This window comes from Pseudomonas sp. BAY1663 (genome assembly GCF_000582595.1).
GTDB classification, from domain to species: domain Bacteria; phylum Pseudomonadota; class Gammaproteobacteria; order Pseudomonadales; family Pseudomonadaceae; genus Stutzerimonas; species Stutzerimonas stutzeri_AF.
Genome location: NZ_AZSV01000078.1, coordinates 1 through 20012, shown reverse-complemented (window position 1 = coordinate 20012; position 20012 = coordinate 1). Strand labels below are relative to the sequence as shown.

The 20012-nt window shown below is 64.6% G+C and carries 16 protein-coding genes and 3 pseudogenes; 6 read left to right on the top strand and 13 right to left on the bottom strand.

Annotated features, from left to right (window positions below; genetic code table 11):
- Both fliF and fliE read right to left on the bottom strand, forming a co-directional pair.
- A partial coding sequence (fliF, locus tag BAY1663_RS18105) for a flagellar basal-body MS-ring/collar protein FliF (RefSeq protein WP_037043384.1) occupies window positions 1-1043 on the bottom strand: 1043 nt, incomplete at its 3' end.
- Between the two features lie 13 nt (window positions 1044-1056).
- A complete protein-coding gene (fliE, locus tag BAY1663_RS18100) occupies window positions 1057-1386 on the bottom strand; it encodes a flagellar hook-basal body complex protein FliE (RefSeq protein ID WP_037043383.1) in 330 nt (109 codons plus the stop codon).
- A gap of 242 nt (window positions 1387-1628) precedes the next feature.
- Here fliE and BAY1663_RS18095 point away from each other — a divergent pair, with 242 nt between their 5' ends.
- Complete coding sequence (locus BAY1663_RS18095) at window positions 1629-2816, top strand: benzoate/H(+) symporter BenE family transporter (RefSeq protein WP_037043381.1); 1188 nt, start codon at window positions 1629-1631, stop codon at window positions 2814-2816.
- Between the two features lie 238 nt (window positions 2817-3054).
- Here the strand turns inward: BAY1663_RS18095 and BAY1663_RS18090 are convergent, their stop codons facing one another.
- A complete protein-coding gene (locus tag BAY1663_RS18090; RefSeq protein ID WP_037043378.1) occupies window positions 3055-3816 on the bottom strand; it encodes an SDR family oxidoreductase in 762 nt (253 codons plus the stop codon).
- A 215-nt stretch (window positions 3817-4031) separates the two neighbouring features.
- On the opposite strand from BAY1663_RS18090, the gene BAY1663_RS18085 reads away from it, so the two are divergent.
- A complete protein-coding gene (locus tag BAY1663_RS18085) occupies window positions 4032-5036 on the top strand; it encodes an NADP-dependent oxidoreductase (protein WP_037043375.1) in 1005 nt (334 codons plus the stop codon).
- Window positions 5037-5076: 40 nt separating this feature from the next.
- On the opposite strand, the gene pyrF is transcribed toward BAY1663_RS18085, so the two are convergent.
- On the bottom strand, window positions 5077-5772 hold the full coding sequence (pyrF, locus tag BAY1663_RS18080) for an orotidine-5'-phosphate decarboxylase (protein ID WP_037043372.1): 696 nt from the start codon (window positions 5770-5772) through the stop codon (window positions 5077-5079).
- A 177-nt stretch (window positions 5773-5949) separates the two neighbouring features.
- On the opposite strand from pyrF, the gene BAY1663_RS24090 reads away from it, so the two are divergent.
- Complete coding sequence (locus BAY1663_RS24090; RefSeq protein WP_102893552.1) at window positions 5950-6117, top strand: DUF2897 family protein; 168 nt, start codon at window positions 5950-5952, stop codon at window positions 6115-6117.
- 118 nt (window positions 6118-6235) lie between these two features.
- Window positions 6236-8808 (top strand): annotated as a pseudogene (locus BAY1663_RS18075) (EAL domain-containing protein).
- A 31-nt stretch (window positions 8809-8839) separates the two neighbouring features.
- Here BAY1663_RS18075 and BAY1663_RS18070 read toward each other — a convergent pair.
- From BAY1663_RS18070 to BAY1663_RS18045, 6 genes and pseudogenes are all read right to left on the bottom strand, one after another.
- On the bottom strand, window positions 8840-10270 hold the full coding sequence (locus tag BAY1663_RS18070) for a PLP-dependent aminotransferase family protein (RefSeq protein ID WP_037043370.1): 1431 nt from the start codon (window positions 10268-10270) through the stop codon (window positions 8840-8842).
- Window positions 10271-10387: 117 nt separating this feature from the next.
- A complete protein-coding gene (locus tag BAY1663_RS18065) occupies window positions 10388-11161 on the bottom strand; it encodes an OmpA family protein (RefSeq protein ID WP_037043368.1) in 774 nt (257 codons plus the stop codon).
- Between the two features lie 20 nt (window positions 11162-11181).
- Complete coding sequence (locus BAY1663_RS18060; protein WP_051497180.1) at window positions 11182-11493, bottom strand: DUF4398 domain-containing protein; 312 nt, start codon at window positions 11491-11493, stop codon at window positions 11182-11184.
- Window positions 11494-11542: 49 nt separating this feature from the next.
- Window positions 11543-12366, bottom strand: a pseudogene (locus BAY1663_RS18055) (substrate-binding periplasmic protein).
- A gap of 338 nt (window positions 12367-12704) precedes the next feature.
- A complete protein-coding gene (locus tag BAY1663_RS18050; protein ID WP_037043357.1) occupies window positions 12705-13634 on the bottom strand; it encodes an electron transfer flavoprotein subunit alpha/FixB family protein in 930 nt (309 codons plus the stop codon).
- Window positions 13635-14383: pseudogene (locus BAY1663_RS18045) on the bottom strand (electron transfer flavoprotein subunit beta/FixA family protein). It lies immediately after the preceding gene.
- A 329-nt stretch (window positions 14384-14712) separates the two neighbouring features.
- On the opposite strand from BAY1663_RS18045, the gene BAY1663_RS18040 reads away from it, so the two are divergent.
- On the top strand, window positions 14713-16368 hold the full coding sequence (locus tag BAY1663_RS18040; RefSeq protein WP_037043355.1) for an electron transfer flavoprotein-ubiquinone oxidoreductase: 1656 nt from the start codon (window positions 14713-14715) through the stop codon (window positions 16366-16368).
- A gap of 59 nt (window positions 16369-16427) precedes the next feature.
- On the opposite strand, the gene BAY1663_RS18035 is transcribed toward BAY1663_RS18040, so the two are convergent.
- The 3 genes from BAY1663_RS18035 to BAY1663_RS18025 all read right to left on the bottom strand — a co-directional run bounded on the left by BAY1663_RS18035 (window position 16428) and on the right by BAY1663_RS18025 (window position 18426).
- On the bottom strand, window positions 16428-16994 hold the full coding sequence (locus BAY1663_RS18035; RefSeq protein ID WP_037043352.1) for a DUF1285 domain-containing protein: 567 nt from the start codon (window positions 16992-16994) through the stop codon (window positions 16428-16430).
- Window positions 16995-17050: 56 nt separating this feature from the next.
- A complete protein-coding gene (locus tag BAY1663_RS18030; RefSeq protein WP_037043350.1) occupies window positions 17051-17662 on the bottom strand; it encodes a DUF4823 domain-containing protein in 612 nt (203 codons plus the stop codon).
- A gap of 143 nt (window positions 17663-17805) precedes the next feature.
- Window positions 17806-18426 (bottom strand): TetR/AcrR family transcriptional regulator, encoded by a 621-nt coding sequence (locus BAY1663_RS18025; RefSeq protein ID WP_037043348.1) that lies wholly within the window; start codon window positions 18424-18426, stop codon window positions 17806-17808.
- Window positions 18427-18499: 73 nt separating this feature from the next.
- Between BAY1663_RS18025 and BAY1663_RS18020 the strand changes: the two genes are divergently transcribed.
- The gene (locus tag BAY1663_RS18020; protein ID WP_037043346.1) at window positions 18500-19633 is read left to right on the top strand and encodes an aminotransferase class V-fold PLP-dependent enzyme; all 1134 of its coding nucleotides are present in this window, start codon (window positions 18500-18502) and stop codon (window positions 19631-19633) included.
- Window positions 19634-20012: the final 379 nt, after the last annotated feature.

Below are 20012 nucleotides of genomic sequence, written 5' to 3'. Positions count from 1 at the left end.
GCAGCAGCGGCGCCACCGGTCTGCTCGGGAGCGCTGGCCGGCCCCGGCGGCTGGTTGCTCAGCGCCCCCGGCACACCTTGCGGCGGCAGGCTGCTCTGGCGCTGTTCGTTGATGCTCTGCTCGCTGCGCAGCGCCGGCTGGTCGGGGTTGAAGGTTTCCGAGGTGGATTCCACCGCGCTGAAATCGACGTCGGCGGAGACTTCGGCCTTGTAGCGGCCGCTGCCCAGCACCGGCTGCAGGATGTTGTGCACGCGCTGGGTGTAGAGGCTTTCCATGCGACGGCTGTAGTCGAACTGCTTGCCGGCCATGGTCAGTTCGGACAGCTCCTGCTGGTCGGACAGCAGGTTGCCCTTCTGGTCCACCACGGTGATCTGCGACTTGTTCAGTTCCGGCACGCTGGTGGCGACCAGGTTGATGATCGCCATCACCTGGCTCGGCTCCAGCGCGCGGCCCGGATAGAGTTCGACCAGCACCGAGGCGCTGGGCTTGCGCTCGTCGCGGACGAACACCGAGCTCTTCGGGATCGCCAGGTGCACGCGGGCGCCCTTGACGTTGTTCAGGCTGGAAATGGTGCGCCCCAGCTCACCCTCGAGGCCGCGGCGATAACGGGTCGCCTCCATGAACTGGCTGGTGCCCAGGCCCTGGTCCTTGTCGAGGATCTCGAAGCCGACGTTGCTGTCGGCCGGCGCGATGCCGGCGCCGGCGAGCTTCAGCCGGGCGCGGGCGAGGTCGTTGGCCTTGACCAGCAGGGCGCCGGAGTTGGGTTCGACGGTGTAGGCGATATCCGCCGCGGCGAGGGTTTCCATCACCTGGTTGGCATCCATCCCGGCGAGGCTACTGAGCAATGGGCGGTAATCCGGCTGCTGCGACCAGAGCACCACGGCGAAGCCGATCGCTACGCTCGCCGCCAGCCCGACCAACAGGCCGATCTGCCGCAGCATCGACATTTCCGAAAGATTTTCCAGGAACGACAACCCCAGGAAGGGCTTCTTGGCATCTCCCGACGCAGCCGGCACCGGAACGTTGCTCACCGCTTCAGCCATGATTCAATCCGCCTCACACCGGCATCTGCATGATGTCTTGGTAGGCCTGAACCAGCTTGTTGCGCACCTGGGTCATGGCCTGAAAGGAAACGCTGGCCTTCTGTGAGGCGATCATCACTTCGGTCAGGTCGACGCCGCCCTGCCCCATTTCGAAGGCAGAGGCCATCTGGTTGGAGACCTGCTGGGTTTCGTGCACCTTGTTCACCGCCTGGCCCAGCATGTCGGAGAAGCTCGGCGCACCGACTTCCTGCGCAGGCGCCTCCGGCTTGGCGCGCGCCATGGCCTCGGTCTGCATGGCCCGCATTTCCAGCATCAAGCGATTGAATTGCACACCCTGACTCATCTAATCCTCCAACAGCCGCGGTTTTTTTGACGCATCGCGACGAGCAATGACTAGATAGCAACAAGGGTGCCAGAACCATCGCAACGGCCCCGCAGCCCCGATGACCTGCATCGGCTTTCGCGCCAGCCTGTGGACTGTTCCGCCCATTGCGCATCTGGCTGTACCGGGACGTTGCGCGGGCAGGGCCAATAGGCTAACGCGTTCAACCGAACCCCTGCGTCGATCAACAAGAAATGGAAAGCATGAATCCAATCGGCCGTACCGCCTTGCGCCCACTGAGCGACAGCTCGCCCTCGACCGTCGTCGCCGGCTTCATCGCCATGCTCACCGGCTATACCAGCTCGCTGGTGCTGATGTTCCAGGCCGGCCAGGCGGCAGGCCTGAGCGGGCAGCAGATATCGTCCTGGATCTGGGCGCTGTCGATCGGCATGGCGATCTGCAGCATCGGTCTGTCGCTGCGCTATCGCACGCCGGTGGTGGTCGCCTGGTCGACGCCCGGCGCGGCCCTGCTGATCACCAGCCTGCCCGGCGTGCCTTATGACGAGGCGATCGGCGCGTTCATCTTCGCCTCGGCGCTGATTGTCCTGTGCGGCCTGACCGGCAGCTTCGACCGGCTGATGCGCCGGGTGCCGGCCTCGCTGGCCGCCGCTCTGCTGGCCGGCGTGCTGTTCAACATCGGCATCGAGATCTTCCGCGCCGTAGAGGTGCAGCCGGTGCTGGTGCTCGGCATGTTCTTCAGCTACCTGCTGGCCAAGCGCCTGCAACCACGCTATGCGGTGCTCGTCGCGCTGCTGGTCGGCTGCCTGATCGCCGGACTGTCGGGCCTGCTGGATTTCCAGCGCTTCAGCCTGCAGGTCGCGGTGCCGGTCTGGACCACCCCGGCGTTGTCCTTCGCGGCGATCTTCAGCATCGGCATCCCGCTGTTCGTCATCGCCATGGCGTCGCAGAACATGCCGGGGCTGGCCGTGCTGCGCGCCGAAGGCTATCAGGTGCCAGCCTCGCCACTGATCTCCACCACCGGCATCGCCTCGCTGCTGCTGGCGCCCTTCGGCTCACACGGCATCCACCTGGCGGCGATCACCATGGCCATCTGCGCCGGCCCCGAAGCGCATCCCGATCCGCACAAGCGCTATACCGCGGCCGTCTGGTGCGGTGTGTTCTACGGCATCGCCGGCATTTTCGGCGCCACCCTGGCGGCGCTGTTCGCGGCCTTTCCGGCGGCGCTGGTGCTGTCCATCGCGGCGCTGGCGCTGCTCGGCTCGATCGGTTCCGGCCTGACCCAGGCGATGCAGCAGCCGCACGAGCGCGAGGCGGCGCTGATCACCTTCATGGTCACCGCTTCCGGGCTGACGCTGTTCGGCATCGGGGCGGCGCTCTGGGGGTTGATCGCGGGGGCGCTTACGCTGGTGATCCTTAGCAGGCGGGCCTGAGCGGGGCGCGTAGCGTAGGTTGGGTCGGGGCGCGCAGCCTGAGGAGCGCAGCGACGAAGCCCAACAGGTTCATGCCGCCCCCTGTTGGGCTTCGCTGCGCTCAGCGCCAACCTACCCGCGAACGCCCGATCGCTCGAATATCGGCTGTTGCACGAAATCCGAACCCAAGGCTCGGCAACAGTGAAAGAAGCCAGCCCCTGTATCAATAACCCAAAGCACTCCCCCGAACACCAACAACCTAGATAGCCGTCGCCCCGCCATCCACCGACAACGCATGGCCAGTGGTAAACCCCGCGCCATCACTGCACAGATAGAGCACCGCCGCAGCGACCTCCTCCACCGTGCCCACTCGTCCGACCGGATGCATCACGGCGGCGAACTCGGCCTTGCGCGGGTCCGCCTCGTAGGCGCGGCGGAACATGTCGGTGTCGATCACCGCCGGGCACACCGCATTCACCCGGATTCGCTTCTTGGCATATTCGATGGCCGCGGATTTGGTCAGGCCGATCACCGCATGCTTGGAGGCCGAATAGATGCTCATCTTCGGCGCCGCGCCGAGCCCTGCCACCGAGGCGGTGTTGACGATGGCGCCGCCACCCTGGGCCAGCATCACCGGCAACTGGTGCTTCATGCACAACCAGACGCCCTTGACGTTGACACCCATGATCGCGTCGAACTCCGCCTCGCTGCCCTCGGCCAGCCGGCCCTGCTCGATCTCGATGCCGGCATTGTTGAAGGCGTAGTCGAGCCGGCCGTACTGCGCCAGCGTCTGCTCGACCAGCGCCCTGACCTGCTCGTCGCGGGTCACGTCGCAGCGCACGGCAATCGCCTCGCCCCCCGCGTCACGGATGGCTGCGGCGCCCGCCTGGATGCCGTTCTCATCGACGTCCGCCAGCACGACCTTGAGTCCCTGCTCGGCAAAGGCCAGCGCAGTGGCGCGACCGATACCGGCGGCGGCGCCGGTAACCAAGGCGACCTGGCCGGAGAATTTCATGTTCATAGTGTCGTTCCCGAAGAATCCGATCTTGTCTTCTGCTCTTGAAATGACCACAGAAGGCCTCCCGGTCAGGTTTATACCGCTACGCACGCAGGCTTTTCACTGCCGGAGCGGTCATATCACCGGGCTGGATGCCTTTGCATTCCAGTGAGCGGCGTACCTTGCAGCACCGGCTGGCACGGGCTAAACCAAAGCACTCCAGTGACGAGGCTTCTTCCATGACCCTGCTCAATCAGCAATTCCTGCTCGCGCAGCGCCCGGTCGGCGCCCCGCCCCGGGAAACCTTCGACTTCGTCGAGACACCGGTGGGCGAACCCGGCCCCAATCAGATCCTGGTGCAGGTCGAATACCTGTCAATCGATCCAGCCATGCGCGGCTGGATGAACGACGCCAAGTCCTATATCCCGCCAGTCGGCATCGGCGAAGTGATGCGTGCGCTGGGCGTCGGCAAGGTCATCGCCTCGCAACACCCGGGTTTCGCCGTGGGCGACTACGTCAACGGCGCGCTGGGCGTGCAGGCCTATTTTCTCGGCGAGCCGAAAGGCTTCTACAAGGTCGACCCGCAACAGGCGCCGCTGCCGCGCTATCTCTCCGCCCTGGGCATGACCGGCATGACCGCCTATTTCGCCCTGCTCGCCGTCGGCCAGCCCAAGGCCGGCGAAACCGTGGTGATATCCGGCGCGGCGGGGGCCGTGGGCAGCGTTGCCGGGCAGATAGCCCGGATCAAGGGGTGCCGGGTGGTCGGCATCGCCGGCGGTGCCGACAAGTGCCGCTTCCTTACCGAGAAGCTGGGCTTCGACGGGGCCATCGACTACAAGAACGAAGACCTCGCGGCCGGCCTCAAGCGCGAGTGTCCGAAAGGCATCGACGTCTACTTCGACAACGTCGGCGGCGACATCCTGGATACCGTGCTGCCGCGCATCAACGTCGGCGCGCGCGTGGTGATCTGCGGCGCCATCAGCCAGTACAACAACAAGGAAGCCGTCAGAGGCCCGTCCAACTACCTGTCGTTGCTGGTCAACCGCGCACGCATGGAGGGCATGGTGGTCACCGATTATGTGTCACGCTATCCCGAAGCGATGCGCGACATGGCCGAATGGCTCGCCAGCGGCCAGCTCAAGAGCAAGGAAGACATCCTCGAGGGCCTGCAGACCTTTCCCGAGACGCTGATGAAGCTGTTCACCGGCGGCAACTTCGGCAAGCTGGTCCTCAAGGTGAGCTGAGCGCCACGGCAGGCGGGCCGATGGCGCAACCGGGATCGACTCAGGCGAGTTCGGCGACCACCGCCGCCAGCGCCTGCGCCGGATCGGAGGCCTGACTGATCGGCCGGCCGATCACCAGGTAATCGGAGCCGGCCGCCATGGCTTGTGCCGGCGTGAGAATGCGGCGCTGATCGTCCTCGGCGCTGCCGGCCGGACGGATGCCCGGCGTCACCAGTTGCAGTTGCGGGAACTGCGCCTTCAGCGAAACGGCCTCCTGCGCCGAGCAGACCAGTCCGTCGAGCCCTGCCTGCGCAGCCAGCCCGGCCAGGCGCAGGACCTGCTCCTGCGGCGTGATGTCCAGGCCGATACCGGCGAGGTCGGCCTGCTCCATGCTGGTCAGCACGGTGACGCCGATCAGCAGCGGCGAAGGCCCGGCGGCCTTGTCCAGCGTCTCGCGGCATGCCGCCATCATCCGCAGGCCGCCGGAGCAGTGCACGTTGACCATCCAGACACCGAGCTCGGCCGCCGCCTTCACCGCCATCGCCGTGGTGTTGGGAATGTCGTGAAACTTGAGGTCGAGGAACACCTCGAAGCCCATGGCCTGCAGAGCCTCCACTATCGCCGGACCGCAGCGGGTGAACAGCTCCTTGCCGACCTTGACCCGGCACAACCTGGGATCGAGCCGCTGTGCCAGCGCCAGCGCGGCATCGCGGGAAGGAAAATCGAGCGCGACGATGATCGGGGTTTGGCAGGTCATGACAGCTCCTCGGCAAAATTCGGCGCGCATTGTCGCAGAAAAAACGCCCGACGACGAAAGCTTGCCGGGCCGGTCCAAATTCAGAGGGCGTGGCATTCGACCTGTCGCTCACGCCCACGTAAAGTGAGGCAGTCGCCGCGCCGCGCGGCCAGCCTTCACAACCGCCTGGAGAAAAGCATGCCCTGGTATTTCTGGCTCATTCTGGTCGTGGCCCTGGGGTCCATCGTCGGCAGCCTGCTGATGCTGCGCTCCACCGCGCGCAAGATACCGCTCACCGAGGAGCAGAAGAAGCGCATCGCCGAACGCAATGCCGAGGCCGACGCCAAGGACGCACAGGACCGCTGAACCGATCTTGCAGTACTGCCAGACCTGGCGACCGACGGAGAGCGATTTTTTCGCCGGCCGGTAGTAGCGCTATGCCTCCATTGCCGCGATCATTGCTGTTCTGGCAAGGACTCTCCTCATGCAAACCCCCTCTTCTGGCGACGACCAGGCACGCCCCAAGGCGCAGGCAATTTTCGCTCGCCGCATTCTTCCCGGCATGGTTGCGCTCTTGGTGGTCGCTCTCGCCGCCGCTGCCGTCGCAGTGGTGCATATCGCCAGACGGATCGACCACGACGCCCTGGAACAGAGCCACTTCCTGGCGGGAAAGGCGCTACAGGCGCAGCACGACTGGATGAACCGCTCCATCGTCGATTACGCGTTCTGGGGCGATGCCTATGTGCACCTCAACGGCCAGGTCGACGTCGACTGGGCCTATGTCCAGGCCAACCTGGGTCCGTCGCTCTACAGGGATTTCGGCTACGAAGCCGTCCTGGTGGTGAATCCGGCGGGCGAGACCCTGTATTCGGTGCTGCGCGGGAAGCTGCAACCGGTCGAGAGCCAGCAGTATCTGCAACATGGCTTGCCGGAGCTGCTGGCACGCGCCCATGCCGCCGTGGCTGACGACGCGGGCGTCTCCGCCCTGCTCTGGGTCGACGATCAGCCGCCCTGGTCGCGGCCGCGGAGCTGCCCCCCGGCGGCACCGGTATCGCAGCAGGCGACGGCCCGGCATCCGTCCTGCTGTTCGTCGATCTGCTCGATGCCGAACGCCTGGAAGAAATCGGCACGCAATATGCCATCGACCAGCTGCGCCTCGATCCCGCCGGCCTCGGGGATGGCCCGCATATCCAGCATACCCTGGAGGACGGTTCGCCCCTGTCTTTCACCTGGACGGCTCCCCAGCCGGGGCAACTGCTGCTCTGGGTGACGCTGCCGATCCTCGCGGCGGTGGCACTCGGCCTCGGCCTGCTCGCCTGGCTGCTGATTCGCCAGGCCTTGCGCACGCTGCAACTACTGGACGACAGCTATGCGCGCCTGGCCAGCAGCCGGGGCGCGCTGGCGGCGAGCGAGGCACGTTTTCGCGACGTCGCCGAGGCGGCTTCCGACTGGATCTGGGAAAGCGACGAGCAGGCACGGCTGACCTTCCTGTCGAGCCGCTTCCGGCAGATTACCGGCCACGAGCCGGGCCTCTGGCTGGGGCGTCCGCTGCTCGAGCTGCTGATCAGCGACAGCGCCGCCCTGCAGAACTGGCTGCAAGCCCCGCAGGATGCGCCGCTGCGCTGCAGCTACAGGGCCGCCGATGGCTGCGAGCGCTATTGCCGCCTGGCCGCACGCGCCATCGAGCACGATGGCAAACTGCTCGGCTATCGCGGGACGGCCAGCGACATCACCGAAGAAACCAAGGCCCAGGCCCGCGTGCAATATCTGTCGCAACACGATGCACTGACCGGCCTGCCGAACCGCAGCCGCCTGCACGAGTATCTCGAGCGAAACCTGGAAGCGCTCAGAAGCGCCTCGACGCTGACGCTGCTCTACATCGACCTGGACCGCTTCAAGCCGGTGAACGATACCCTCGGGCATGCCGCCGGCGATGAGGTGCTGATCGGCGTGGCGAGCCGCCTGCGCCAGTGCACCCGCGAGGGAGACCTGGTCGCCCGGCTGGGCGGCGACGAATTCGTCATCGTGGTCCACCGGATGAGCGACGACACCGACATCGACAGGCTGTGCAGCCGGGTCATCGAGGCGATCAGCGCGCCCTTCATCTACGAGGAGCACCGGATAAGCATCGGCGCCAGCATCGGTGTCGCCCTGGCGCCAGCCGACGCCACCCATGCCAACGAACTGCTGCGCTGTGCCGACATCGCACTCTACCAGGCCAAGGATTCCGGCCGCGGCACCTGGCGCGCATACGGCCACGAGATGGACCAACGCCTGCATGAACGCCTGCGCCGCGAAGAAGAACTGCGCCTCGCGCTCGCCGAGCAGAAACTGGAAGTCCACTACCAGCCCCGCTACCTGAGCCAGGACATGCGGATCAACGGCGCCGAAGCGCTGCTACGCTGGCCGCACCCCGAGCGTGGCATGCTGCTTCCCGAGGCCTTCATACCGTTGGCCGAGGACAGCGGGCTGATCATTCCCCTGGGGCGCTGGGTGCTGCACCAGGCCTGTCGGCAGGCAGCCCAATGGCCTGGGCAGACGGTGGTTTCCGTCAATCTCTCGCCACTGCAGCTGCACGACGACAAGCTGCTCGAGGAAATCACCCGGGCACTGCGGGAAAGCGGCCTGCCAGGCGAACGGCTGGAACTGGAAATCACCGAGAGCGCGCTGCTGCAGGAGGCTCGCGGCACGCTGGAGCTGCTCAACCGCATCAAGGCGCTCGGCGTGCGCTTGGCCATGGACGATTTCGGCACCGGCTATTCGTCGCTGACCAACCTGCGCAACTACCCGTTCGACGTGATCAAGATCGACAACAGCTTCGTGGCCGGCATCGAACAGTCGATCGAGGATCACTCGATCGTGCGCGCACTGATCGAACTGGGCCGAGGCTTGCAGATGCAGGTCACCGCCGAAGGCGTGGAGACCGAAGAGCAGCTGCGTCTGCTGACCGACGATGGCTGCACCGAAGTCCAGGGCTTCCACATGTGCCAGCCGCTGCCGGCAGAGGCGCTACAGGCCTTGCTGGCGCAGGACGAAACGGACGAACGAAGCCGCTAGCACACCCGCTGGGCACAGGCCGGCCCGCGGGTTACTGCGCCTCCCGGCACAGCGCCGAAGCCAGCTGGCCGAGCGTACGCAACGCCCGCTCCGTCTCGTGGTTCCACGGCAGCCCGCAGTTGATCCGGATGCAGTGGTTGAACTGCTCGGTGTTGCTGAAGATCAGCCCCGGCGCGATGCTGATGCCCTGCTCCAGCGCGCGCACCTGCAGGTCCTTGGTGTTGACCCGCACCGGCAGGCTGACCCAGAGGATGAAGTTGCCCTTGGGCCGGGTCATCTGCGTGCCTTCCGGGAAATAGCGCTGCACCGCCAGCTGGAAGGCACTGAGGTTCTTCCGGTATTCCTGGCGGATGTAGCGCAGATGGCGGTCGTAGCCGCCGTTTTCCAGATAGGCGGCCACGCCCATCTGCGTCACGCTGCAGGCCGAGTGCGTGCTGAACGTCTGCAACCGCTCGATCTCCGGCTGATGGCGCCCGGCGATGATCCAGCCGATCCGCACGCCGGGCGACAGCGTCTTGGAGAAGCTGGAGCAGTAGATCACCCGCCCCTCCTGGTCGTTCGACTTGAGTGCCTTGTACAGCCCCGGCTCGAACATCAGCTCGCCGTAGATATCGTCCTCGACGATCCGGATGTCGAACCGGGCCGCCAGACTCAGCAACTGGCGTTGCCGATGGTCCGGCATGCTCACACCCAGCGGGTTGCTCAGGCGCGCGGTCAGCACCAGTGCCTTGATCGGCCACTGGCTGGCGGCCAGCTGCAGCGCCTCCAGGCTCATGCCGGTATCCGGGTCGCTGGGGATCTCGATCACCTTCAGCCCCAGCAGGTCGGCCAGTTGCAGCAGGCCATAGTAGGTCGGCGACTCGGCGGCGATCAGATCGCCCGGCTTGGTCAGCACCCGCAACGCCATCTGCAACGCATCGACGCAGCCGTGGGTGATGACGATTTCGGCGGGATCGACCACCACCCCGGCATCGCGCATGCGGATCGCCACCTGGCGGCGCAGCGGCTCGTAGCCGGGGCTGAACATGTAGCTGAAGGCTCGTGGGCTGTGGAAGCGGGTGACCTTGGCCAGTTGCTGGTGCAATGCGCGCACCGGCAGGTAGTCCACATGGGGCACGGCCGCGCCCAGCGGGATCAGGCCCTCGCGGCGGGACTCGCTGAGCACCTGGTTGATGATGCTGCTGCGGGTGACCAGGGTCGGCCGCTCGACCCGGGCGATATCCGGCGTCGGCGCGGTGAGCACCGGCGTCTGGTGCACGTAGAAACCGGACTGAGGGCGCGCGCGGATCATCCCCTGGTCTTCGAGGTTGGCGTAGGCCTGCAAGACCGTGGCATGGCTGACGCTCAGCTGCCGGCTCATCTTGCGCACCGAAGGCACGCGTTCGCCGGGGCGATAGACGCCACGCCGGATATCCTCGGCGAGCTGCTGAGCGATACGCTGATAGAGCAACAGATTGGTCATTTCGCCGGTCTCCCGCCAACTGAACCGTAACAGTAGCGCATGAACGGGAGATGTGACCAATACAGTTACGCGATGTCTGGGCGAAACAGTCGGCCGCAGCGCTGCGGCCACGACCGCTCAGCGCTCGGGCGCGAAACCGCCTTCGGCATCGGAGAACAGGATTTCGACCCGTCGGTTCTGCGCGCGACCGTGCGCCGAAGCGTTCTCCGCGATGGGAAAACGATCGCCATAGCCGCGGGCCTCGACGCGGGCCGGCTCGATGCCCAGATCCATCAGCAGGTCGGCCACCGTCCGGGCACGCGCCTGCGAGAGCATCAGGTTTTCCTGTGCATCGCCGCTGCTGTCGCTATAGCCCTCGATGCGCACCTTGCGTTGCGGGTTGAGCTGAAGGAAATGCGCCAGTTTGAGCAGCGTACGGTTGGCCGTATTGCCCAGCTCGGCGCTGCCGGCCCGGAACAGCACATCGCCCAGGGTCATCACCAGCCCGCGGTCGGTTTCGCTGGCTGCCAGGCTCATCATCTGGTCCTCCAGCCAACGGCCCTGCTGTTCGGCCGTCATCAACCGGGCGTCCTGCAACATGCTCCGCAGGCGGTCGCGCTCCATTTCCAGACGCACGACCTGCTCCTGATGCTGCAACAGCATGCCCTGCTGCCGGGCGATCTCGCTGTAGCGCTGGCTCAGGTAGGCGTAATGCCGGGCGTCGGTCGCGCCGCCCCAGTAGTCCGCGAAACGCTCGGCACGCTGCAGGGTTTCCGCCGCGCGCTGCAGATCCTTGGGCGCACTACGCTGGGCCGCAGCGTCCAGCTGGACGCTGTGCAGCGTGGCCGCGGCCGCACTGAGCTGCCGCTCGGTCTCCTGCGTGGAACAGCCAGCCAATGCCAGTGCAATCATGGCTACCGCGAATCGACTTCTCACCGCGCTTCTCCCAACTGCTGACGCAGCCGCTCGATACGCCGCGTGAGATCGTCGATCTGCGCCTGACGCCTGTCGTTCAGCAATCGCACCTCGGCCAGGCGCGCATCCAGCTCCGCCTGCTCGGCCAGCATGCGGGCTTCACGATGGTCTTCGACGGCCATGGCCGCTTGCGCTGCGCGCAGCTTGTCCTCGGCCTGCAGCAACTCGGCAGGCGCTTCGGGCCCCATGGCACGCGCCTGGACCAGCGCCTGCTCGGTCAGCCGCAGCTGCTCGACGGGGGCAGGATCGTTGGCGCACCCGCCTACCATCGACAAGGCGGCCAGGACGCCAGGGAGAAGTCGTTTCAAAACGCTGAACCTACTTTTTCAGAGTGCCTGTCGGTGCCGACTGCTGGTTTTTCCAGACCGTCAGATTGTGCGCCACCAGTTGCTGCGGAACGCCGGCGGCGCGCAATTCTGTCATTTTCCGCGCCAGTTGTCCGCGCAGCCACGGGTCGTTGCAGGCCGAATCATGGGAGATGGCCAGATGCATGTCGCGGCTCATGAGCGGCGGCTCGAGACGCTGGATCCGGCCCAGCGTCCCCTGGGTATCGGCCGCAGCGATCATGCTGTAGCGCTCGTGCAGCAGGTAGTCGCTGCCGCCGGCGATGAGCGTCTGCAGACCCTGGTTGACATCGGCGACCTGTCGCAACTGCAGGTTGGCCTTCGCGAAGGCGTCGAACTCGCTGCCGAAGCGGCTGGTTGCAACGACGCTACCGGCGCGGCCGCGCAGGTCCTCGCGGCTGGAATAGAAGAACCCCGGCTCATTGCGCACCCAGGCCACCGTCTGTAATTGCACGATGCCCGGATGAATGAAATCCATCTCCTCGAGCCGTCGCAGCGACAGGGTCGCATCGGCCAGCACGTCGACGCGACCGCTACGCACCTCGTCGAGCGCTTGGCCGCATCACCGGTGTAGAGCAGATCCAGCTTGAGGCCGAGCGCATCGGCGATCTGCCCGAGCAGATCGGCATTGGCACCGATCAGCCGCGCGGGATTCTGCGGGTCACGCCAGAGAAACGGCGGATTGTCCGCCGCACCGGTGGCTACCAGCCGATCGCACTTTCCCGCGGCCGTGGCCAGGATAGGCGTCGCCAGCAGCAGGGCGACCAAGGCCGATTTCAGCGGGAAGGCAAAACGCATGGAGGTCCCCTTATTGCGCAACGATGAGGTGCCGGACTCGGGCACGCCGATCTTATCACTGGCAGGACGGCCGAGCGCTCAGGAAAAAGGCTATTTCCCCGTTACGTGTTGCAGGATTTTGTTGGTAGTGTTTGCCCCGGATTTTGCGTGCGAAAGCCCGATGTTCGGGCAATCGGGCGTACGCCGGTAGGTTGGCGCTGAGCACAGCGAAGCCCAACGGGGATCGGCACGAACCTGTTGGGCTTCGTCGCTGCGCTCCTCAACCCAACCTACGGCTGGAGTCATGGTGAAATAAAAAACCCGCTGCATGAGCGGGTTTCTTCGATGGCCAGTCAGGCTCAGACGAGCTTTTCCAGCTCCGGCACGATCTCGAACAGATCGCCCACCAGGCCGTAGTCGGCCACCTGGAAGATCGGCGCCTCCTCGTCCTTGTTGATCGCGACGATCACCTTGGAGTCCTTCATGCCCGCCAGGTGCTGGATGGCACCGGAGATGCCGACGGCGATGTACAGCTGCGGCGCGACGATCTTGCCGGTCTGGCCGACCTGCATGTCGTTCGGCACGAAGCCGGCGTCGACCGCGGCGCGCGAGGCACCCACGGCAGCGCCGAGCTTGTCGGCCAGCGAGTACAGGTGCTTGAAGTTCTCGCCGTTCTGCATGCCGCGGCCGCCGGACACGACGATCTTGGCAGCGGTCAGCTCGGGACGATCGGACTTGGCCAGCTCTTCGCCGACGAAGGCCGACTTGCCGGCATCGCCGGTGCCGGCGATCTGCTCGACGCTGGCCGAGCCACCTTCGCCGTTGACCGCATCGAAACCAGTCGAACGCACGGTGATGACCTTGATCGGCGCGCTGGACTGCACGGTGGCAATGGCGTTGCCGGCGTAGATCGGGCGCTTGAAGGTATCCGGGCTTTCGACCGAGATGATCTCGGAGATCTGGTCGACATCCAGCAGCGCGGCGACGCGCGGCAGGAAGTTCTTGCCATTGGTGGTGGCAGCGGCCAGCACGTGGCTGTAGTTACCTGCCAGGCCCGCGATCAGCGGCGCGACGTTCTCGGGCAGTTGGTTGGCGTAGGCCGCGTCGTCGGCGACCAGCACCTTGGCCACGCCTTCGATCTTGGCAGCCGCTTCGCCGATGGCGCCGCAACCGCTGCCGGCCACCAGCACGTGGATGTCACCACCGATCTGGGCAGCAGCGGCAACGGTATTCAGGGTCGCGGCCGCGAGGACGGCATTGTTGTGTTCAGCGATAACCAGGATAGTCATTTAGATTACCTTCGCCTCGTTCTTCAGTTTCTCGACCAGTTCTTCCACGGACTTGACCTTGATGCCGGCGCTGCGCGCAGCCGGGGCTTCGACTTTCAGGGTCTTCACGGTGGAGGCGGTGGCGACGCCCAGCGCATCCGGCGTCAGCACTTCCAGCGGCTTCTTCTTGGCTTCATGATGTTCGGCAGCGACGCGTAGCGCGGCTCGTTCAGGCGCAGGTCGGTGGTGACGATCGCCGGCAGGTTGAGCGCGACGGTCTGCAGGCCGCCGTCGATCTCACGGGTGACGTTGACCTTGTCGCCGGCCACTTCGACCTTGGAGGCGAAGGTGCCCTGGGCGTAGCCGGTCAAGGCGCCGAGCATCTGTCCGGTCTGGTTGTTGTCGCTGTCGATGGCCTGCTTGCCGAGGATCACCAGCTGCGGCTGCTCCTTGTCGACCACCGCCTTGAGCAGCTTGGCCACGGCCAGGGAATTCAGTTCCTCGCTGGACTCGACCAGCACGGCGCGGTCGGCGCCCAGCGCCAGCGCGGTACGCAACTGCTCCTGGGCAGCGGTCGGACCGATGGAGACGACAACGATTTCGCTCGCCACGCCCTTCTCTTTCAGACGCACGGCTTCTTCCACGGCGATTTCGCAGAAGGGGTTCATCGACATCTTGACGTTGGCGAGGTCAACGCCGGAGTTGTCCGCCTTGACGCGAACCTTGACGTTGTAGTCGACCACTCGTTTGACAGCTACAAGAACCTTCATGGATTCCTCGTTACTCTCCGGTGAATAGAATTTCGCCGAGGCGAACCGAGCCTTGCTCGTGGTTTTGGGTTGGATCAACCGTCTGCCCTGTTCGGCGAGCGCAAACTGCCCGTATCTTGACTGCACCCCGCAGACGGGGTCAACAACGCATATGACCCGCCATAAAAGTGGCAGCTGGGCGATTCTAGCAGGCTTCCGGAAAATTCAAACAAACGTTTGTATTGGACCGACTCGAGCGTCTATATATAATGCGCCGGCCCGGCTCGGTCAGGGAACGACCATAGCCCTCCATCTTATATAACAACCAAGCCCTGAGTAGGAGAAAGCCTATGGAACGCGAATACATGGAATTCGACGTCGTTATCGTCGGCGCCGGCCCCGCAGGCCTATCCGCAGCCTGCCGCCTGAAGCAGAAAGCCGCCGATGCCGGCCAGGAAATCAGCGTATGCGTCGTCGAAAAAGGTTCCGAAGTAGGCGCCCACATCCTTTCCGGCGCCGTCTTCGAGCCGCGCGCACTGAACGAACTCTTCCCCGATTGGAAGGAACTCGGTGCCCCGCTGAACGCCCCGGTCAAGCGTGACGACATCTACCTGCTCAAGAGCGCCGACACCGCCAGCAAACTGCCCAATGCCCTGGTCCCCAAGACCATGCACAACGAAGGCAACTACATCATTTCCCTCGGCAACCTGTGCCGCTGGCTGGCCCAGCAGGCGGAGAACCTCGGTGTCGAGATCTACCCCGGCTTCGCCGCCCAGGAAGCGCTGATCGACGACAATGGCGTGGTGCGCGGCATCGTCACCGGTGATCTCGGCGTCGATCGCGAAGGCAATCCGAAGGAAGGCATGTACACCCCGGGCATGGAACTGCGGGCCAAGTACACCCTGTTCGCCGAAGGCTGTCGCGGGCACATCGGCAAGCAACTGATCAACCGCTTCCAGCTCAACGCCAATGTCGATCCGCAGCACTACGGCATCGGCATCAAGGAGCTCTGGGACATCGATCCGGCCAAGCACGAGCAGGGCCTGGTGGTGCATACCGCGGGCTGGCCGCTGGACGACGAGAACACCGGCGGTTCCTTCCTCTATCACCTGGAGAACAACCAGGTCGTGGTGGGCCTGATCGTCGACCTGTCCTACAGCAACCCGCACCTGTCGCCGTTCGACGAGTTCCAGCGCTACAAGCACCATCCGGTGATCCGCCAGTACCTCGAAGGCGGCAAGCGTGTTTCCTACGGCGCGCGTGCCATCTCCAAGGGCGGCCTGAACTCGCTGCCGAAGATGGTCTTCAAGGGCGGCGCGCTGATCGGCTGCGACGCCGGCACGCTGAACTTCGCCAAGATCAAGGGCAGCCACACGGCCATGAAGTCCGGCATGCTGGCGGCCGAGGCGGTGGCCGATGCACTGTTCGCCGGACGCGAGGGTGGCGACGAATTGACGGCCTACGAGGAAGGCTTCAAGAACAGCTGGCTGTACGACGAGCTGTACAAGAGCCGCAACTTCGGCGCGGCGATCCACAAGTGGGGCGCGGTCATGGGTGGCGCGTTCAACTTCATCGACCAGAACATCTTCGGCGGCAAGATCCCCCTCACGCTGCACGACAGCAAGCCGGATCATGCCTGCCTGAAGACCGCCGCCGAAGCGAAGAAGATCGACTATCCCAAACCCGACGGCAAGCTCAGCTTCGACAAGCTCAGCTCGGTCTTCCTCTCCAACACCAACCATGAAGAGGACCAGCCGGTCCACCTGAAGCTGACCGACCCGAGCATCCCGATCGAGAAGAACCTGCCGCTGTACGACGAGCCCGCGCAACGCTACTGCCCGGCCGGCGTCTACGAGGTCGTGAGCAACGACGACGGCAGCAAGCGCTTCCAGATCAATGCGCAGAACTGCGTGCACTGCAAGACCTGCGACATCAAGGACCCGGCGCAGAACATCACCTGGGTGGCGCCGGAAGGCACCGGCGGGCCGAACTACCCCAACATGTAAAACGAAAAAAGGCTCCTTCGGGAGCCTTTTTCATCTGGCGTGCAAACGAAACCGGGCCGTCACTCGGCCTGGCCGATGGGGAAGAACTCGCCACAGCTCCAGACGCCCAGCCATTCCTCGCCATCGATCCGGCGCGGCACCGCCAGCTCCACCAGTTGATAGAACAGATTGCGATGGATCAGCGCCTCGAGATTGGCGCGCACATGCACGTAGGGTGCCGGCTCCCGGGTCTGCGGGTCGAACTCGACACGCAGCGGGTGCTCGCCGCCGGCCGCCACCTCGTCCTCGACGTTGGTGACGAAGCGCAGCGACTGCTCCTCGCCCTGCCCGCTCACCTCCAGGTGTATCGCCACGAAGGGCGCATCCTCGACCTGGATGCCCACCTTCTCCACCGGGGTAACCAGAAAATAATCGTCGCCATCGCGACGCAGCACCGAGGCAAACAAGCGGACCATGGCCGGCCGGCCGATCGGCGTGCCCTGGTAGTACCAGGTACCATCACGCGCGATGCGCATGTCCAGATCGCCGCAGAACGGCGGGTTCCACAGGTGCACCGGCGGCAACCCTTTCTTCTCGCCTCTGGGGATCTGTGCCAACAAATCCCCCGCCTTGCCTGCATCGCTCATTCGCTCGCCCTCGATCTATCCGGCAACGCCCACGCGATCCGCCAGTGCCTCACCGCTCAGCGCGACAGTCCCAGCAGCCGGCGCGCATAATCCTGCAGCGGCGGCCTCAGCAACTCCTCGGGCCTGGCATCGTACAGGCCGACAAGCCCGCCGCGACTGCGGATACGAGCAGTATCGACCAGGTAGCGCGTGCCCGTTTCCACCAGCATCAGCTGGATCACCCCCGTATCGACGCCAAGCCGATCGAGTGCGCGCTGCTCATTCAACTCGTCGAAGCTGCCAATACGATCATCCGCGGCCGCAAATCGAGTGTAGAGCAGGTAATGAGCCCCGACGGCCGACGCCTGGGCCAGTGCCTCTTCCAGGCCCATCGGCTCGCGCGCACGCCTGACCATGGGGAAGTACTCGACGAAGCCGTTGAAAGCCTCCTCCGCCACGACGTTCGGACGTGGATAGACCTCGCCCGGCGGCACGAAATGCCCCTGGGCAATATAGATGAAGGAGTCCGGCTGCAGCCGCCACGAGCTGGAGCGGCGGGTGTCGCTGTAATCGAGAATGCCGGCATCGCGAAGGTGATAGCGAGTCCCTTCGGCCATGTCACTGACCTTCATGCAACCGCTCAGCACCAGCACCGCCAGCAACCAAGGCGCCCCGAACAGAAAACGCATCGTGTATCTCCCAGACCGGTGACGAAAAACCGGCGAACGAGCGCACGATGCAGCATCCACGCCAGGTTCGATTCCATTCACGAGCAAAATCCAGGACCTATCCCGTAGCGTTCGACGATGCAGCGCATGGGGTCCCGCCCGCCTCAATCGCGCTTGCGCTTGTTGCCCATGCGCACGCCGATATCCATCAGGAACTGGAAGAAGCCTTCCTGATCCTCCAGCACATTGCTCCAGAACGGCGAGTGATACAGCGCCACCGCGCCGTGCACCAGGGCCCAGGCGGCGCAATAGTGGAAGTACGGTGGCACATCTTCCAGCTTGCCCTCGGCGATACGGCCCTTGATCAACTGGGTGAGGTGCTCGAAGTTGGAGGCGCGAATCTTGTGCAGCTGCTCGACCATCTCCGGCACCTGGTTGCCCTTGACCACTTTTTCCTCGAGGCGGTCGAACAACCGGTAGCGCTGCGGATCGCGCATGCGAAACTCGAAATAGGCCCGCGACAAGGCTTCCTTGTCACGATCCACGTCGGGAGAATGCAACAACTGGTTCAAGTCACGTTCGTAATCGAGCATCAGCCGCAGATAGATCTCGGCCTTCGACTTGAAGTGCTTGTAGATGGTGCCTTTGCCGATGCCTACCGCATCGGCAATCATCTCGACGGTGACGCTGTCTTCACCCTGTTCGAGAAAGAGCTGCAACGCGGTATCGAGGATTTCCTGTTCGCGGCGACGAAATTCGCGGACCTTACGAGGTTCATTCTGCATAAGAGGCTGCTTGGGTGAAAATCGAGGCAGACATTATGCCCAACCGGTCATGAAATGCACGGAACATCCACTCATGATTCAAATAAATGACGAATTTCCCCAAATAGTCGGTTTGCGATACCTGAACCATGCTGCCGTCGCGCCCTGGCCCCGCCGAGCGGCCAGAGCGGTCAGCGCTTTCGCCGAGCAGAACGTCAGCATCGGCGCACGCGACTATCCGCAATGGCTGACGGTGGAGCGCAGCCTGCGCCAGCGGCTGGCCCGCCTGCTCAATGCGCCGACCAGCGCCGACGTCGCGCTGGTGAAGAACACCTCGGAAGCGCTGTCCTTCGTCGCCTTCGGCCTGGACTGGAAAAGCGGCGACCAGATCGTCATCAGCGACGAAGAGTTTCCGTCCAATCGAGTCGTCTGGGAGGCGTTGCGACCACTCGGCGTCGAGGTCATCCAGGTCGGCCTCAAGGGCGCCGACCCCGAGGGCGATCTCCTGGCGGCGTGTGGCCCGCGGGTGCGGCTGATGGCGATCAGCGCCGTGCAATACGCCAGCGGCATGCGCCTGGACCTTGCCCGCCTGGGCGAAGGCTGCGAGCGACGCGGTGTCCTCCTGTGCATCGATGCGATCCAGCAACTGGGCGCCCTGCCCTTCGACGTCCAGCAGAACCGCTGCGCCTTCGCCATGGCCGATGGCCATAAATGGATGCTCGGCCCGGAAGGGCTCGGCGTCTTCTACTGCCGCAGCGATCTGCGTGATCAGTTGAAGTTGCACGAATATGGCTGGCACATGCTGGAGCACGCCGGCGACTATGACCGCATCGACTGGGAGCCGGCACGTAGCGCCAGACGCTTCGAGTGCGGCAGCCCCAACCTGCTGGGCGCCATGGCGCTGGAGGCCAGCCTTTCGCTGCTGGAGGAGGTGGGCATGCAACGGGTCGCCGCGGCCCTGGCCGAGCGCATCGACTGGTTGCGCCAGGGGCTTGGCGGGCTGAACGGCGTCGAGATACTTTCGCCGGCCGAGCACGGGCGGCGCTCCGGCATTCTCACCTTTCGCCTCGCCGGCTGGGACAACACCGAGCTGTTCGAGCGACTCAAGGCGCAACAGGTGGTCTGCGCCTTGCGCGGCGGCGGTATCCGCTTCTCGCCGCATTTCTATACCGAGGTGCGGGTAATCGATGAAACCCTTGGCGTGCTTCGTGCCGTCACTGGCCACTGAAGCAATCAGCCACGGCCGGATGTATTCCAAATGCGTTTAAAAAGCACGGAAATCCGGCCTGCAAAGCCCTCTGATCGGGCTAATACTTGAGTAACTGGCTAGGCAATCCCCCCACTGCCTGCCAGATGAGGTCGCGAGGATTGCGATTTCATACTCCTAATGGTCTTGGCCCGGCTTCCCTGGAAACCGGGTTTTTTTTAGGTTCTTCGCATTTCATGGGGACAGGCTGTTTGACACCGGACTGGCAAGTTTGGGTGTGTTGAATGAAAGTTTTGCTTTCATGGCGGTTGGCGAGTTGCTTGGAAGCTTGGTTTCGCCCTGCTGGGCGAGTTCCTTTTGGCAGTCGCCCCAAAAGGAACCAAAGTCTTGCCCCTGCATA